We start from the raw sequence: 16,207 nt of genomic DNA, 5'->3' as shown, positions 1-16,207 counted from the left end.
TCATAAACGAGCCCTGCACATTTTCGCTGGCGCTCGCAAATGAGACCGCCACTGCGCAATTGATGGCCGACCTCGCCCTGCTGATCGGCCCCGGCGATGTCATCACCCTCTCGGGCGATCTCGGCGCCGGCAAGACGGCCGCGGCACGCGCGATGATCCGCTATCTCGCCAGCGATTCTGAACTCGAAGTGCCGAGCCCGACCTTCACGCTGGCGCAGAACTATGACCTGCCGTCGTTTCCTCTCATCCATGCCGATCTCTATCGTATCAACGACGCGAGCGAACTCGAGGAGATCGGCCTATCGCCGTTGCCGGACGACGTGGTGGCGCTGATCGAATGGCCGGAGCGCGCCGATGGTACGCTGCCGCCGGATCGTATCGATATTGCGCTCAGCCATCGTCCGGCACTGGGCTCCGTGGCGCGTGCTGCGGAGATCACCGGTCACGGCAAGGCCGCATCGACCGTTCTGCGCCTGAAAGCACTGCGTGAATTTCTCGAAGAGGCGCGCTATCTCGATGCTATCAGACAGCGCATGGCCGGCGATGCGTCGACGCGCTCCTATGCGCGGTTGATCCGCGGTGATGACGTCTTCATCCTGATGAATGCGCCGAAGCGGCCGGATGGTGCGCCGGTCTATGACGGCAAGTCCTACAGCGCAGCGGTGCATTTGGCGGAGGACGTCAGACCGTTCGTCGCCATTGCGAACGGTTTGCGCGCGCAGGGGATCTCCGCGCCGGCGATTCATCACGCCGATCTCGATGCGGGTTTCCTGATCACCGAGGATTTCGGCACAGCGCCGGTGACCGAAGGCGAGCCCCCGGCACCGATCGCCGAGCGCTATCAGGTCGCGACCGACATGCTGGCCCTGCTGCACAGCAAGTCGCTGCCGGAAACGCTGCCGCTGTCGCCGCATGTCGATTACGCCATTCCCGTCTTCGACACGGATGCATTGCTGGTCGAGATCGGCCTGATGCCGGAATGGTATCTGCCGGACCGCGACGCGCCGCTCGCAGATGACGCACGCATTGAATTTGTCACGATGTGGCGCGAGCTGCTGGCGAAACCCGCTGCGGCGCCAAAGACCTGGGTACTGCGCGACTTCCATTCGCCGAATATCATCTGGCTCGACGATCGCGAGGGCATCAACAAGGTCGGTGTAATCGATTTCCAGGACACGGTGCTCGGCCCCGCCGCCTATGATCTCGTCTCGCTGCTGCAGGACGCGCGTATCGACGTGCTCGAGCATCTGGAGCTGACCATGCTGACGCGCTACATCAAGGCGCGACGCGCGGCCGATCCCGCTTTCGATGCCGCGGCCTTTGCCGAGCTCTATGCGATCATGTCGGCACAGCGAAACACACGACTGCTCGGTACATTCGCGCGGCTCAACCGCCGCGACGGCAAGCCGCATTATCTCAAGCACCAGCCGCGGATCTGGACCTATCTCAACCGCTCGCTGGCGCATCCGACGCTGGCGCCGTTCCAGCAGTGGTATGCAGCGCATGTACCACCGCCCCGCGGTTAGAGGCCCCTCCTTCCGAGACGAATCACGACCTCTGCGTCGTCATTGCGAGGAGCCCTTGCGACGAAGCAATCCAGCCCTCGCTTGTTGCCTTCTGGATTGCAAGAGCAATTTTGCCGGCTCGCAATGACGGAGTCGTTGGTCCCGCTGATCGACTCACACTCTAACACTTCCTTAACTACTTATTAGTCGCACACGCTCTATCCTGCGCTTGAGCCCTGCACGTGCGGGGCTTGGCGTACTGGACAAGGGACGTGTCATGACGGAGCGGCGTGCCGGAGATCGGGTCGTTTTCGAGCGCGGCTTTCCTGCGCACATGATGGGCATCGACGGCACCTGGCGTCGCTCCTGCATCATGGAAGATATTTCCGAGACCGGCGCCAAGCTCACCGTCGATGGTTCTGTCGAAGGATTGAACCTGAAGGAATTCTTCCTTCTGCTCTCATCAACCGGACTTGCCTATCGCCGCTGCGAACTCGGCTGGGTCAATGGCGACCAGATTGGTGTGAATTTTCTCAAACCCAACGACAAAAAGAAAAAGACGAAACGTTCCGAGACGCAGGAGACAGAAACGTGACTGTGCAGGCGGGTGCAATTGTCGCATCCGCGTCATCTCGGCCCATTATGGCTCGATAGGTTCATGCATGCGACACGCCGCTGTGCTACCATTATTTCAGCTCAAAAATTCAAGAACGATTCCATCAAGGCCCATCATTCTACCAAGGCCCGTCCTTCTATTAAGGCCAATGTCGCTATGTCCGTAAAACCCACCAAAGCAATGGTTCTCGCCGCCGGTCTCGGCCTGCGCATGCGACCGCTCACCGACAACTTGCCGAAGCCGCTGGTCCCTGTCGCAGGACAGCCGCTGCTGGATCACGTGCTCGACAAGCTCGCCGCTGCTGGCGTGACCGAAGCCGTCGTCAATGTGCATTACCTGCCCGACCAGATCATCGATCATGTCGCGACGCGCACCAAACCGAAGATCACCATTTCCGATGAGCGCGATCAGGTGCTCGGCACTGGCGGTGCCGTGGTGAAGGCGCTGCCGCTGCTCGGCTCCGAGCCGTTCTATCACCTCAATGCCGACACGATGTGGATTGACGGCGTGCAGCCGAATCTCGCGCGTCTTGCGGAGGCCTTCGATCCCGCACGCATGGACATTCTGCTGCTGATGGCGCCGACCGCCAACAGCATCGGCTATGCCGGCTGCGGCGACTACGCGATGCTCACCGATGGTGCGCTGCGTCGCCGCAAGGAGAATCAGGTCGTGCCGTTCGTCTATGCCGGTGTCGCGATCTTGTCACCGGCGCTGTTCAAGGATGCGCCATCCGGTGAATTTTCGCTGACCAAACTGTTCGACAAGGCCAACGAGCAGGAGCGCCTGTTCGGACTGCGCATGGAAGGCGTCTGGATGCATGTCGGCACGCCCGACGCCGTGCGCGCCGCGGAAGATGCGTTCCTCGCCAGCGTCGCCTGAGTTTCCTGCGACTCCCGCCGCCTTCTCAGCCATGCCATGATGCACCCTGATCACGAATCAGGGTGTTCATGCGCGTCTTCAATATACCGTCCTCGGCGCCATTCCTGCGCACGCTGATCACCGCGCTTGTCGACGGTGATCTCGTCGAGGGATTCTCTGCACGCGGCGCGCCGGAGAAACTGGCTGAAGTCACCCTGTATCTGCCGACACGCCGCGCCGGCCGCATGGCGCAGGAGATCTTCCTCGACGTGCTCGGTACCGACGCCGTGCTGCTGCCGCGTATCGTTCCGCTCGGCGATGTCGACGAAGAAGAATTGGCCTTCGCGCAGGCGGCCTCGCCTGAGGCGCTCGAAAGGCTCGATGCACCTCCCGCGCTCGACGGATTGCAGCGCCGGCTTCTGCTGGCGCAACTGATTGCCGCATGGGCGAAGCAACTTGCACCGGGCGATCCCACGCAGACGCCGCTCGTGGTCGGTGGCCCCGCCTCCACGCTCGCTCTGGCCGACGATCTGGCGCGGCTGATGGACGACATGGCGACGCGCAAGGTCGACTGGAGCGCGCTGGACGGGCTGGTGCCCGATGCGCTCGATCAATATTGGCAACTGACGCTGCAGTTTCTCAGCATCGCCAAGGACGTCTGGCCGGGCATTCTCACAGCTCACACTGCGATCGAACCTGCAGTGCGCCGCGATCTGCTGATCGAGGCTGAAGCTTCGCGCCTGAAAGCGCACAAAGGCGGTCCGATCATCGCCGCCGGCTCGACCGGCTCGATGCCGACCACGGCGAAGTTCCTGCGCGAAGTCGCGCAACTGCCTGATGGTGCTGTCGTCTTGCCGGGGCTCGATACCGACCTCGACGACACCGCATGGAATCTCATCGGCGGTACGAAGGATGCATTCGGCCGAACCGAATCCTCGGCATCGAACCATCCGCAATTCGCGCTCCATGCGCTGCTGGAACGTTTCGGCATCACGCGCCGCGACGTGATGACGTTCGGCACGCCGTCGCCGCAGGGCCGCGAATTGCTGGCCTCGGAGGCGATGCGGCCATCCAATGCCACGGCGCAGTGGCATACGCGTCTCGCTCAGCCGGCCGTCGAACAGAAAATTGCGGCCGGCATGCAGAACCTTGCTGTGATAGCCGCCGCGAATCCGGAAATGGAAGCACTGGCCATCGCGATCGCCATGCGCGAAGCCTACGAACTCAAGAAATCCGCCGCACTGGTGACGCCCGACCGCGCACTGGCGCGCCGGGTGATGGCCGCGCTGGACCGCTGGAATCTCGTCTTCGACGATTCCGGCGGCGATGCGCTGACCGAGACCTCGGCCGGCATCTTCGCGCGCCTCATCGCCGAGGCGGCAGCGGAGCAGCTCGAACCGGCGACATTGCTGGCGCTGCTGAAACATCCGCTGTTTCGTTTGGGCACGGCGCCGAACGCCTGGAAAGACGCGATCGAGACGCTCGAAGTCGCGCTGCTGCGCGGCACGCGGCCGACGCCCGGCACCGCCGGACTGGCGCAGGATTTCGCGCGCTTCCGCGACGAGCTCGGCAAGCTGCGCCGCCGCGAAGCGTCGATGCTGCATGGCGCGGAGCCGCGCGCAAAACTCGACGACGACCGTCTTGACCGCGCGGAAGAACTGATCGCCGGATTGCGCACCGCGCTGGCGCCGCTGGAAGGCATCCACCCCATCAGGCCGATCGACTTCGCTGAAGTTGCCTTGCGGCATCGTGAGGCGATCAAGCTGCTGTCGCGCGATGACAGGGGCAACGATGTCGCGCTGGCCGGGCGCGAGGGCACGGCGCTGACCAAGGCATTCGACGATCTCGTCGTCATGGAGACTGTCGCGACCGAGAGCGGCGACGAGGAGCGGCTGCGCCCCAGCGGGCTGATGATGCAGCTCCGCGATTATCCCGATGTGTTTCAGACCGCCTTCGCTGACCGCATCGTGCGCCGGCCGGAAGTCGCCAATGCCAACTTGCGCATCTATGGCCAGCTCGAAGCGCGACTGACGCAATCGGACCGCGTGATTCTCGGTGGTCTCGTCGAAGGCATCTGGCCGCCCTCGCCGCGCATCGATCCATGGCTGAGCCGCCCAATGCGGCATCAGCTCGGCCTCGATCTGCCGGAACGCCGTATCGGCCTCACCGCGCATGACTTCGTGCAATTGCTCGGCACCGAGGACGTCATCCTGAGCCACGCCGCGAAAGTCGGCGGCGCGCCGGCCGTCGCGTCGCGCTTTCTGCACCGGCTCGAAGCTGTTGCCGGCGAGACCCGCTGGGACGCGGCGCTGGCCGCGGGCGAACACTATGTTCGCTATGCCGAAGAGCTCGATAAACCCGAGACCGTCACGCCGATTGCCCAGCCGGAGCCGCGGCCGCCGCGTGCTGCACGTCCGCTCAGGCTGTCGGTCACCGCCATCGAGGACTGGCTGCGCGATCCCTATACGATCTACGCCAAATATATTCTGGGTCTGGCGCCGCTCGATCCCGTCGACATGCCGCTCTCCGCCGCCGACCGGGGATCGGCGATCCATGCGTCGCTCGGCGATTTCACGATGGAATACAGCAAGGCGTTGCCAGACGATCCCGCGCGCGAGCTGCGCCGAATCGGCGATCGACATTTTGCGCCCCTGATGGCGCGGCCCGAGGCGCGCGCATTGTGGTGGCCGCGTTTCCTGCGCATCGCTTCGTGGTTTGGCGCCTGGGAAATCGACCGCCGCATCAATGTCGCCAGCATCGACGCGGAAGTGCGCGGCGAGATCAAGATCCCGCTCGATCACGGCCGCGTCTTCCACCTCTCGGCGCGAGCCGACCGCATCGAACATCGCAGCGACCGCACTTTCGCGCTGCTCGACTACAAAACCGGCCAGCCGCCCACGGGCAAGCAGGTGCGCATGGGCCTGTCACCGCAGCTCACGCTGGAAGCCGCGATCCTGCGCGAGGGCGGATTTGCCGGCATTGCCGCGGGATCGTCGGTCAGCGAACTGGTTTATGTCCGGCTCAGCGGCAACAATCCGCCCGGCGAAGAGCGGCTGCTTGAACTGAAGATCGAGCGCAAGGACGAGCCGCAGTTGCCCGACGATGCCGCGATCGAAGCGCGCGCCAAGCTGGAAGCGCTGATCCGCAGCTTCGAGGACGAAGCCACCGCCTATACGTCGCTCAGCCTGTCCATGTGGTCGAACCGCTATGGCAGCTATGACGATCTGGCGCGGATCAAGGAATGGTCGGCCAATGGCGGCGCTGGCGGGGGCGAGTCATGAGCGGCCCGCGCAATATCCCGCCCGCAGCGAGTGCAAAGCAGCAGCTCGCATCGGATCCCGCTTCGTCGGTGTTCGTTTCAGCGAATGCCGGTTCCGGGAAGACCTATGTGCTGGTCAACCGCGTGATCCGACTGCTGCTCGATGGCGTGCCGCCCGAGAAGATTCTCTGCGTCACCTTCACCAAAGCCGCGGCGGCCAATATGGCAGAGCGCGTGTTCGCGCGGCTCGGTCACTGGGTCACACTGGATGACACCGCACTTGATGCCGAAATCAGAAATGCCGGCGTTCCCGCGTCGAACAGCAGACTGCGCTCGCGCGCGCGCGAATTGTTCGCCAGCGCGCTGGAGACGCCTGGCGGCCTGAAAGTCCAGACGATCCACGCGCTGTGCACGCGGCTGCTGCAGCAATTTCCGTTCGAGGCCAATGTGCCGGCGCGGTTCAGCGTGCTCGACGACCGCGACCAGAACGAGATGATGGAGCGCGCCAGCCTGCAGGTGTTGTTGCAAGCAGCCGCCGCACCCGATAGCGCCGAAGGCCGCGCGCTGACGACCGCTATGACCTCGGCGGCAGACGTGACCTTCCGCGACGTCGTGCGCGAGGCGAGTCTGTCCCGCGATCAGTTCCTGGCTTGGATCACCCGCGCCGGCTCGACCGACGCCGCGATGGCGCAACTCTCGGCGACGCTGGGCGTGACAGCCGGCGATACCAGAGAGAGCGTCGAGCTGGAGATTATCGACGGGCCGCATCTGCCCCGCGAACGCTGGATCCCCGCCGCCGAAATCTTCGAGACCGGCAGCAAGACCGACAACGATCAGGCAGCGCGGCTGCGTGAGGCTTTGGCGTTGTCCGGTACCGAACAGGTCGAGAAATATCTCGAACTGTTCCTGACCAAGGACCAGTCACTCCGCAAATCGCTTGCGACCAAGAAGATCGCCGACAGCCGGCCGGATCTGCTGGCGGCCCTGCAGCGCGAGGGCGATCGTGTAATCCCGCTGCTGGAGCGCCGCCGCGCCGTCGCGATGCGCGAACGCACCCAGTCGCTGCTGGTGATCGCCAGTCAGGTCGCGGAGAATTATCGCCGCGAGAAGAACGAGCGCGGCCTCCTGGACTACGACGACCTAATCGCGCGCACGCTGGAGATGCTGGATCGGGTGTCGTCGAGCTGGGTGCATTTCAAGCTCGACCGCGGTGTCGATCACGTGCTGATCGACGAGGCGCAGGACACCAGCCCGCGGCAGTGGGACATCATCACCCATCTGATCTCGGAATTCACCTCCGGCGAAGGCGCGCGCGACGGTCTCAAGCGCACGATCTTTGCCGTTGGCGATGAGAAGCAATCGATCTTCTCGTTCCAGGGCGCGGCACCGCGCGAATTCGACCTGCGCCGCAAGGCGCTGCAGAGCCGGTTCAAGGATGCCGGGATGAAGTTCGATCCCATCGCGTTCAGCCATTCGTTCCGGTCGGGCTCGGCCATTCTGCAATCGGTCGATCAGGTGTTTCGCGAAGAAGCGATCTTCCGGAGCATCCACGCTGTCGAAAACGGCTATCCCATTCATGAAACGCTTGATGATGCCGGACCCAGCCTGATCGATCTGTGGGAGCTGGAGCAGCCCGACGACCGGCCCAGCATCGAAGGCTGGCAGGCGCCGTTCGACAAGCGCTCCGAGACCAGCCCCGAAGTGAAGCTCGCACGCCGTGTCCAGACCGAGATCAAGGACCTGATCGCGGCAAAGACGGAGACCGGCCCGATCGGCAAACGCCGCGCGCTGCGCTATGGCGACATGCTGGTGCTGGTGCGCCGCCGCGGCAAGGCCTTCGACGCCATCATCCAGGCGCTGAAACATGCCGGCATTCCCGTCGCCGGCGCCGACCGGCTGAAGCTCACCGAACATATCGCCATCATCGACCTGATGAACCTGGCCGACGCGCTGCTGCTACCGCAAGACGACCTGGCATTGGCGACCGTATTGAAGAGCCCACTATTCGGCCTCGATGACGATGACCTGTTCAAGCTGGCCTATGAGCGCACGGGATCGCTGCGCGACGCACTCGGCGAAAAGGCGGCGAGCGATCCCAAGCTCGGCGGCGCTTTCAAGCGGCTCATCGCTTGCGAGAAGCGCTTTGCCAGCGAGACGCCTTTTGCGTTCTATGCCTGGCTGCTCGGCGGTGATCACGGCCGCGCGCGCATTCTGCGTCGGCTCGGCCATGAGGCCAATGACGCGCTCGACGAATTTCTCGAACTCGCGCTGGGCTATGAGCGCAAGGCACCGGCCTCGCTGCAGGGCTTCGTCGCCTGGCTGCGCGCCGCCGACACGGAAGTGAAGCGCGACATGGAGATCACCCGCGACGAAGTCCGCGTGATGACCGTGCATGGCGCCAAAGGCCTGGAAGCGCCGGTCGTATTCCTGGTCGATACCACATCGTCGCCGGCGGATTCGCAGCGACTCAATTTGATCCATCTCCCGCAGGGCAACGCCGCACCGAACAGCCCGGGCGTCGTGGTCTGGGCCGGCAAGAAGGCGGACGATCCGCCAGCAGTCGCGGCGGCGCGCGCCGACATGATCCGCGATACCGAGGACGAATATCGCCGGCTGCTTTATGTGGCGATGACGCGCGCGGCCGATCGCCTGATCGTTGGCGGCTGCATGCCCGGCAACCGCAACGAGGTGCGGCCACTGTCCTGGTACGACCTGATCCAGAAGGGCCTGGAGAATTCCGGGCTGCAGATGCAGAGCGTGCCGCCGCCGGACGGCGTGGTGAAACGCTATACGCGCGTGGAAGACGTGACACCGGCGCCTGGCGCGATGGCGCCTGTCGCAGCAGGTGCGCCCATCGTGCTGCCATCCTGGATGCGCGACAAGGTCGGCGACCAGCCGCGCCGCGAAAGCCTGTTGCGCCCATCAGATGCCGACGATGACGACGGCCGCGGACAGCGCTCGGGCGAATCCGAACGGCTGCGTCAACTGGCCTTGCAGCGCGGCAATCTCGTGCATCGCCTGTTGCAATCGCTGCCCGACATCGCCGCCGAGAAGCGTCGCGAGACCGCCCTGAATTTCCTCGCCCGCAACGCCCATGACTGGACCGATCTCGACCGCGTAGCGCTGGCCACGCAAGTACTGTCGCTGATCGGCGATCAACGCCTTGCCGAGCTGTTTGCCCCCGGCAGTCGCGCGGAGGTGGCAGTGGCCGGACGACTGACGCGGAAGGACGGGTCGCCCGTGCTGGTGTCAGGCCAGATCGACCGGCTGGTTCTGACCAAAACCGAGATCCGGATCGTCGATTACAAAACCAACCACAACCCGCCGCGCAAGCTGATCGAGGCGCCCAAGGCCTATATCCGGCAGTTGGCGCTGTATCGCGGCGTGCTCGCCAAGTTATACCCAGACCGGCCGATCCGGGCTGCCCTGCTCTGGACGGAAACGCTTGAAATGATGGAGATTTCCGGTGCTGCGCTGGACGCGGAGCTGGCCGCCATCATCTCGGCGTGACCAACCTTGACCCGGCAAGGGGGCGTTCATAGGTTGGATGCATCATTCCAGCGCGCGAATCTTCCAGCGCGCCCTTCATTGAACAGGACGAGGATACGACAATGGCCGTTGGCAAGGTGACAGACGCCGATTTCGAAGCAGAAGTGCTCAAGGCGACCGGCCCGGTCGTGATCGACTTCTGGGCCGAATGGTGCGGCCCGTGCCGCATGATCGCGCCGGCGCTCGACGAAATCTCCGCTGCCATGGGCGAAAAGGTCACCATCCTGAAGCTCAATGTCGACGAGAACCCGAAGACTGCCTCCAAGTATGGCGTGATGTCGATCCCGACGCTGATGATCTTCAAGGGCGGCGAGATGGCCTCGCGCCAGGTCGGCGCCGCGCCGAAGGCGAAGCTGCAGCAGTGGATCAGCGCTGCGGTCTGATCGCGCGCTTTATTCGAGAATTTACGGCCGGTGATTTTCACCGGCCGTTTTTGTTTTGTGTACCTAACCTCGCCCCGCTTGCGGGGAGAGGGAAGCGACGCCGACCGTTTTTCTTTACATCAGCGAATCCATCCCGTCGCCAGTGCACTCGCCCATTCCGGTCGCTGGTTCTCCAACGCCAACTCCGCCATCGCCTGATGGTCGTAAGGCACCTGACGAAACGTCACCTGCCAGCGGCCTGAGCTGGAATCCAGAATCGCATAGCAGGCGTCGGGCGTGCCGACTTCCAGCGTATGCGGATAGGGCGTGACGTCGCGATAGCCGGGGCCGCCTACGCTGCCCGGATTGACTATCATGCGGCCGTCGCGAAGCCGCACCGACCGCGCGATATGCGTATGCGCGCAGAGAATCAGCGATTGCGTGATGCCCTTGGCCTTTTCCTCGATGGCTTCGATCGCGGCCATATGCACGATGCCTTCGGGGGTCACCGCTTCCATCCAGTAGGTGTTGTCGTCATCGGGCGTCGCGTGAACGAGATAGACCTCGCCCTGATAAATCGTGCTGAAGGGCAGCGCGCGCAGCCAGTCCATCTGCTCTGGTTCTAGCTGGCTGTGGGCCAGCCGATCGGACGGCCACATGTCGTCAAGCTTGTAGTCGGTGATGTAACGATCATGATTGCCGCGGACATTGGTGGCATTGAGGCCCATCATGATGTCCACCGCACGGCGCGCATCGAGCGCACCGCTGGCCATATCGCCAAGATTGACGATGTCGGTGATGCCTTGGGTACGGATATCGGCGACAACCGCCTCAAGGGCAAAGTGGTTGCCGTGAACATCGGCAATGGCAGCGAAGCGCATCGAACCTCCCTAAAATCAAGCAAAGATCGATCAGAGATCACTTGTATCGATGCCGTTCTATGCAGGGAGCGTGCCGTTCTCCGCAAGTACATGACCGGCCAGATAGAGCGAGCCTGCAATCAGGATCCGCGGAGGCACTTCATAGGCGAGCCGGGTGAGGGATTGCAGCGCATCGGCGACGCTCGGCGCTGTCTCGACGCGCATGCCGAGACTCCGCGCGGCGTCGGCCAGCGCATCCGGTGCCATGACGCCGTCGCGGCCGGGGATTTTCACGGCGATGATATGGCGGGTCTGGCCGGCGAAATTCGCCAGAAAGCCCGTCGCATCCTTGTTGGCCATCATGCCAGCGATCACCACCAGCGGCCGCGGCACGCGCTCTTCGAGATCGCCGAGCGCGGCTGCAATGACGCGCCCGCCATCGGCATTGTGACCGCCGTCGAGCCAGACTTCGGATTCGGCAGGCGCCGCCGCGACAAGCTTGCCCGACGTCAGCCGCTGCATCCGCGCTGGCCATTCGGCGCGCGCCACACCGGTTTCATAGGCGGCAGGATCGATCTTGAAGATATCCAGCGCGCGCAATGCCGCAATCGCCAGACCCGCATTGCCGAACTGATGGCGCCCGAACAACCGCGGCGCAGCAATATCCATCAACCCGCGATCATCCTGATACACGAGGCGGCCGCGCTCGATATTGACGTGCCATTCCTGCCCGGCGCTCACAAGCGGCGCATGCATCCTGCGCGCCTGCTGTTCGATCACTTCGGTTACATCAGGCGCTTGCTCGGCCGTGATGACCGGCACGCGGCGCTTGATGATGCCGGCTTTCTCGGTTGCGATTTTCGCGAGCGTGTCGCCGAGGAAGTCGGTGTGATCGATGGTAATCGGCGTGAGCACGCAGGCGATGGGCGCTGCGATCACATTGGTCGCGTCGAGCCGCCCGCCGAGACCGACTTCGAGCAGCACGACGTCGGCGGGATGCTTCGCGAACAGATCGAACGCGACGGCGGTCTCGGCCTCGAACAACGTGATCGGCGCGCCAGCGTTAATCGACTCAACATGCGCGAACGCATCACGCAATGCGTCGTCGCTCACCAATGTGCCGGCAAGGCGAATGCTCTCATTCATGCGGACGAGATGCGGCGAGGTATAGACGTGAACGCGCAGTCCGGCGGCTTCGCAAATCGCGCGCAGATAGGCGATGGTCGAGCCCTTGCCGTTGGTGCCGGCCACATGAATGACCGGGGGCAGCTTGCGCTCGGGATTGCCGAGCTGCGCCATCAGCCGCTGCATGCGGTCCAGCGACAGATCGATGGCGTTCGGATGCAGCTTGGAGAGCCGCGCCAGAATCTCGCCGAGGTCGGGCGACGATGGCGGCGCGGAGGTGCTCACGCGTGCGCGGCCGGCACCGCGTCCGGAGCCACGAGGATCTCGGCCGGAATGCTCTCCGCGCGCGGCGGGCTCGCAATGGCCGGAGATTTCGTCAGCAGACGGCAGAGCCGCGCGAGCGTCGGCTTCAGATCGTGGCGATGCACGACCATGTCGACCATGCCGTGGTCACGCAGATATTCGGCGCGCTGGAAACCTTCCGGCAGTTTTTCGCGAATGGTCTGTTCGATCACGCGCGCACCGGCAAAGCCGATCAGCGCGCCGGGCTCGGCGATCTGCACATCGCCCAGCATCGCATAGGATGCGGTGACGCCGCCGGTGGTCGGGTTGGTCAGCACCACGATGTAAGGCAGCTTGGCCTCGCGCAGCATCTGCACGCCCACCGTGGTGCGCGGCAGCTGCATCAGCGACAGGATGCCCTCCTGCATCCGCGCGCCGCCGGAGGCCGCGAACACGATGAAGGGCGACTTCTTCTCGACGGCGAGTTCGAGCCCGCGCACCAGCGCCTCACCGGCAGCCATGCCGAGCGAGCCGCCCATGAAATCGAAATCCTGCACGGCGACGACAACGCCGGAGCCTTCCATCCTGCCGTAGCCGACCTTCACCGAGTCGTTCATGCCGGTCTTGGTGCGGGCGTCCTTGATGCGGTCGACATATTTGCGCTCGTCGCGAAACTTCAGCGGATCGGCGATCACCTCGGGCAGCGCGACGTCGTACCAGGTCTCGTTGTCGAAAATCGACTTCATGCGGGCGGTGGCGCCCATGCGCATATGATAGTTCGAGCCCGGAATGACGAACTGGTTGCTCTCGACGTCCTTGTAGAACACGAGCTGCCCTGTATCCGGGCACTTGATCCAGAGGTTCTCGGGCGTATCGCGCTTGAGGATGCTGCGGATCTTCGGCCGGACGACGTTGGTGAGCCAGTTCATATGTGTCTCCGCGTCGCTGAGATGATGCGTCGCTCTGATATCTATATGGCGGCCGGGATGGAGCCCGGCAACCGTTGTTCCCGGTTGATGGAGGCCAATTGTGGCTTATTCGGCAGCCTGTCTGGCCCCATGAACGCCCTGGGCGAGGGCGGCGGCCAGATCGGCGACCGCACTGACAGTCTTGGCCGTGGCCTTGCCATCGGCGTCCAGCGAGCCCTTCAGCGCATCGATCAGCGCCGTTCCGACCACCGCGCCGTTGGCATGCCGCGCGATGTCATGCGCCGCTTCCGGCGTCCGGATGCCGAAACCGACACAAACCGGCAGCTTGGTATGACGCTTGATCCGCGCCACAGCCGTGCTCACGGCGGATGAATCCGCGCTGGCCGAGCCGGTGATGCCGGTGACCGAGACGTAATAGACGAAGCCCGACGTGTTCGCGAGCACCGCCGGGAGGCGCTTGTCATCGGTGGTCGGCGTGGCCAGACGGATGAAGTTCAATCCGGCTTTGATTGCCGGCAGGCAGAGCTCTGCGTCTTCTTCCGGCGGTAGGTCGACGATGATCAGACCATCCACGCCGGCCGCCTTGGCATCAGGCAGGAACTTGTCGACGCCGTAAATATAGATCGGATTGTAGTAGCCCATCAGGACGATGGGCGTCTTGTCGTCAGCGGCGCGGAAATCGCGCACGAGCTGCAGCGTCTTGCGCAGCGTCATGCCGCCCTGCAGCGCGCGCAGGCCGGCGGCCTGGATCGACGGGCCATCGGCCATCGGATCGGTGAAAGGCATGCCGATCTCGATGATGTCGGCACCGGCTTTCGGCAGCGCCTTGACGATCTCGAGCGAGGTTGCAAGATCGGGATCGCCGGCCATCACGAAAGTGACGAATGCCGCGCGGCCTTCGGCCTTGAGTTCGGCGAAACGGGTATCGATGCGGGTGGTCACGACTGCCTGCCCTTCAGGATATCGCCGACCTGCGGGACGTCTTTGTCGCCGCGGCCGGAGAGGTTGACGACCATCAGGTGATCCTTCGGCAGCGTTGGCGCGAGTTCGCTCACCTTGGCGAGGGCATGGGCCGGCTCCAGCGCCGGGATGATGCCTTCGAGTTTCGACAGCAACTGGAATGCGGCGAGCGCTTCCTCGTCGGTCGCAGACAGATACTTCACGCGGCCGATCGTATGCAGCCACGAATGTTCGGGGCCGATGCCGGGATAATCGAGGCCGGCGGAGATCGAATGGCCTTCCTGGATCTGGCCGTCTTCGTCCATCAGGAGATAGGTGCGGTTGCCATGCAGCACGCCGGGACGGCCGCCAGCGATCGATGCGGCGTGCAGGTTGGTGAGCCCGTGGCCCGCCGCTTCGACGCCGTAGATATCAACCGAGGGATCATCAAGAAACGGATGGAAGAGCCCCATCGCATTGGAGCCACCGCCGATGCAGGCGATCAGCGAATCCGGCAAACGACCTTCGATCTCCTGCATCTGCACGCGAGTTTCCTCGCCGATGATCGACTGGAAGTCGCGCACCATCATCGGATACGGATGCGGGCCGGCGACGGTGCCGATGCAATAGAACGTGTCGTGCACATTGGTGACCCAATCGCGCAGCGCCTCGTTCATCGCATCCTTCAGCGTGCGCGCACCGACCTGCACCGGTACCACCTTGGCGCCGAGCATTTCCATGCGGATCACATTGGGCTGCTGACGCGCGACGTCCACCGCACCCATATAGACGATGCATTCGAGGCCGAAGCGCGCGCAGAGCGTCGCCGTCGCCACGCCATGCTGGCCGGCGCCGGTCTCGGCAATGATGCGCTTCTTGCCCATACGGCGCGCAACCATGATCTGGCCGAGCACATTGTTCACCTTGTGCGAGCCGGTATGGTTCAGCTCCTCACGCTTCAGATAGATTTTTGCGCCACCGAGATGTTCGGTGAGACGCTCAGCAAAATACAGCGGCGACGGGCGGCCGACATAGGCCTTGAGGTAACCGTCCATTTCCTTGCGGAAGGCGGGATCGGCCTTTGCATCCTCATAGGCCTTCTGCAGATCGAGGATCAGCGGCATCAGCGTCTCGGCGACGAAGCGGCCGCCGAAAATGCCGAAGTGACCGGTGTCGTCGGGACCGGACCGATAGGAATTGGGAATGGCTTGAGTCATCAGGTCGTCAACTCTTCCGTTGCGCGCGCGGCGCGGATGAAAGCGCGGATCATGTCGGGATCCTTGATGCCCGGCGCGCTTTCCACGCCGGACGAAATATCGACACCGCCGGCCCGCGTGATGCGCAGGGCCTCGGCGACATTGGCGGCAGTGAGGCCGCCCGATACCATGAAGGGCAGCTTCAGATCGAGGTCTTCGAGCAGATGCCAGTCGAAGACCTCACCGAGACCACCGGGACGCGTTGCATCCTTCGGCGGTTTGGCATCGAACAGGATGCGATCGCAGACCGCGGCATAGCCGGGCAATGCAGCGAGATCGGCCCTGGTCTCGACGGCGAGCGCCTTCATCACCGGAAGGCCGAACCTCTGTTTGATATCACGCACCCGCGCCACGCTTTCGTTGCCGTGGAGCTGCAGGATATCGGGCCTCAAGGCATCGATACTGTTTTCGAGATCCGCGTCGTCGGCATCCACCGACAGCGCGACCTTCACGGCGCGCCCCTTCGACTGCTTGCCCAAAGCCCGCGCAACATCGAGCGTGACGTGACGCGGCGACGGCGGAAAGAACACGAAGCCGACCATATCCGCGCCGCCGGCCAGAGCCGCGTCGAGCGTCTCCGGAGTGGACAGGCCGCAGATTTTGACGATCAGAGACATGCTTCAAATGGCCGCTGGCAATACCGGGAATGGCGGGAAAAGCCTATGCG

At 63.8% G+C, this 16,207-nt stretch carries 12 protein-coding genes; 6 read left to right on the top strand and 6 right to left on the bottom strand.

What is annotated here, in order from left to right; all coding sequences use genetic code 11:
* Positions 1 to 2 precede the first annotated feature (2 nt).
* The 6 genes from tsaE to trxA all read left to right on the top strand — a co-directional run bounded on the left by tsaE (position 3) and on the right by trxA (position 10,170).
* Positions 3 to 1,526, top strand: a complete 1,524-nt coding sequence (tsaE, locus tag AB7828_RS21840; protein WP_441232291.1) for a tRNA (adenosine(37)-N6)-threonylcarbamoyltransferase complex ATPase subunit type 1 TsaE — start codon at positions 3 to 5, stop codon at positions 1,524 to 1,526.
* 256 nt (positions 1,527 to 1,782) lie between these two features.
* Positions 1,783 to 2,100: a PilZ domain-containing protein gene (locus AB7828_RS21835; RefSeq protein WP_439065479.1), complete on the top strand. Its 318-nt coding sequence runs from the start codon at positions 1,783 to 1,785 to the stop codon at positions 2,098 to 2,100.
* Between the two features lie 177 nt (positions 2,101 to 2,277).
* A complete protein-coding gene (locus tag AB7828_RS21830) occupies positions 2,278 to 3,000 on the top strand; it encodes a nucleotidyltransferase family protein (RefSeq protein ID WP_089266886.1) in 723 nt (240 codons plus the stop codon).
* A 68-nt stretch (positions 3,001 to 3,068) separates the two neighbouring features.
* On the top strand, positions 3,069 to 6,260 hold the full coding sequence (gene addB / locus AB7828_RS21825; protein WP_441231141.1) for a double-strand break repair protein AddB: 3,192 nt from the start codon (positions 3,069 to 3,071) through the stop codon (positions 6,258 to 6,260).
* Positions 6,257 to 9,748: a double-strand break repair helicase AddA gene (gene addA, locus AB7828_RS21820; protein WP_441231140.1), complete on the top strand. Its 3,492-nt coding sequence runs from the start codon at positions 6,257 to 6,259 to the stop codon at positions 9,746 to 9,748. The genes addB and addA overlap by 4 nt, the downstream gene beginning before the upstream one ends.
* 101 nt (positions 9,749 to 9,849) lie before the next feature.
* Positions 9,850 to 10,170 (top strand): thioredoxin, encoded by a 321-nt coding sequence (trxA, locus tag AB7828_RS21815; protein WP_068734104.1) that lies wholly within the window; start codon positions 9,850 to 9,852, stop codon positions 10,168 to 10,170.
* Positions 10,171 to 10,289: 119 nt separating this feature from the next.
* Here the strand turns inward: trxA and AB7828_RS21810 are convergent, their stop codons facing one another.
* From AB7828_RS21810 to AB7828_RS21785, 6 genes are all read right to left on the bottom strand, one after another.
* Positions 10,290 to 11,030, bottom strand: coding sequence for a metallophosphoesterase family protein (locus AB7828_RS21810; protein WP_309941327.1), 741 nt, complete (start codon positions 11,028 to 11,030; stop codon positions 10,290 to 10,292).
* A gap of 57 nt (positions 11,031 to 11,087) precedes the next feature.
* Positions 11,088 to 12,419, bottom strand: a complete 1,332-nt coding sequence (locus AB7828_RS21805) for a bifunctional folylpolyglutamate synthase/dihydrofolate synthase (RefSeq protein WP_441231139.1) — start codon at positions 12,417 to 12,419, stop codon at positions 11,088 to 11,090.
* Entirely contained in the window at positions 12,416 to 13,345 is a 930-nt protein-coding gene (gene accD, locus AB7828_RS21800; protein ID WP_231078580.1) for an acetyl-CoA carboxylase, carboxyltransferase subunit beta, read from the bottom strand. The genes AB7828_RS21805 and accD overlap by 4 nt, the downstream gene beginning before the upstream one ends.
* A 105-nt stretch (positions 13,346 to 13,450) precedes the next feature.
* The gene (trpA, locus tag AB7828_RS21795; protein ID WP_231078581.1) at positions 13,451 to 14,287 is read right to left on the bottom strand and encodes a tryptophan synthase subunit alpha; all 837 of its coding nucleotides are present in this window, start codon (positions 14,285 to 14,287) and stop codon (positions 13,451 to 13,453) included.
* Positions 14,284 to 15,501 (bottom strand): tryptophan synthase subunit beta, encoded by a 1,218-nt coding sequence (trpB, locus tag AB7828_RS21790; RefSeq protein ID WP_441231138.1) that lies wholly within the window; start codon positions 15,499 to 15,501, stop codon positions 14,284 to 14,286. Before trpB ends, trpA begins: the two co-directional genes overlap by 4 nt.
* Positions 15,501 to 16,157 (bottom strand): phosphoribosylanthranilate isomerase, encoded by a 657-nt coding sequence (locus tag AB7828_RS21785; RefSeq protein ID WP_441231137.1) that lies wholly within the window; start codon positions 16,155 to 16,157, stop codon positions 15,501 to 15,503. Before AB7828_RS21785 ends, trpB begins: the two co-directional genes overlap by 1 nt.
* Between the last annotated feature and the right edge of the window lie 50 nt (positions 16,158 to 16,207).

Origin of the sequence: Tardiphaga sp. 215_C5_N2_1 (assembly GCF_052076055.1) — a bacterium.
Taxonomy (GTDB): Bacteria; Pseudomonadota; Alphaproteobacteria; order Rhizobiales; family Xanthobacteraceae; genus Tardiphaga; species Tardiphaga robiniae.
The sequence above is the reverse complement of the archived record's forward strand: the minus strand, read 5'-3'. Positions and strand labels throughout refer to the sequence as shown.

What these genes read in the sequence shown, in the direction of transcription:
- AB7828_RS21835 (WP_439065479.1), top strand. Translation starts at nt 1,783, where the DNA reads ATGACGGAGCGGCGTGCCGGAGATCGGGTCGTTTTCGAGCGCGGCTTT.
- AB7828_RS21830 (WP_089266886.1), top strand. Translation starts at nt 2,278, where the DNA reads ATGTCCGTAAAACCCACCAAAGCAATGGTTCTCGCCGCCGGTCTCGGC.
- addB (WP_441231141.1), top strand. Translation starts at nt 3,069, where the DNA reads ATGCGCGTCTTCAATATACCGTCCTCGGCGCCATTCCTGCGCACGCTG.
- addA (WP_441231140.1), top strand. Translation starts at nt 6,257, where the DNA reads ATGAGCGGCCCGCGCAATATCCCGCCCGCAGCGAGTGCAAAGCAGCAG.
- trxA (WP_068734104.1), top strand. Translation starts at nt 9,850, where the DNA reads ATGGCCGTTGGCAAGGTGACAGACGCCGATTTCGAAGCAGAAGTGCTC.
- AB7828_RS21810 (WP_309941327.1), bottom strand. Translation starts at nt 11,030, where the DNA reads ATGCGCTTCGCTGCCATTGCCGATGTTCACGGCAACCACTTTGCCCTT.
- accD (WP_231078580.1), bottom strand. Translation starts at nt 13,345, where the DNA reads ATGAACTGGCTCACCAACGTCGTCCGGCCGAAGATCCGCAGCATCCTC.
- trpB (WP_441231138.1), bottom strand. Translation starts at nt 15,501, where the DNA reads ATGACTCAAGCCATTCCCAATTCCTATCGGTCCGGTCCCGACGACACC.
- AB7828_RS21785 (WP_441231137.1), bottom strand. Translation starts at nt 16,157, where the DNA reads ATGTCTCTGATCGTCAAAATCTGCGGCCTGTCCACTCCGGAGACGCTC.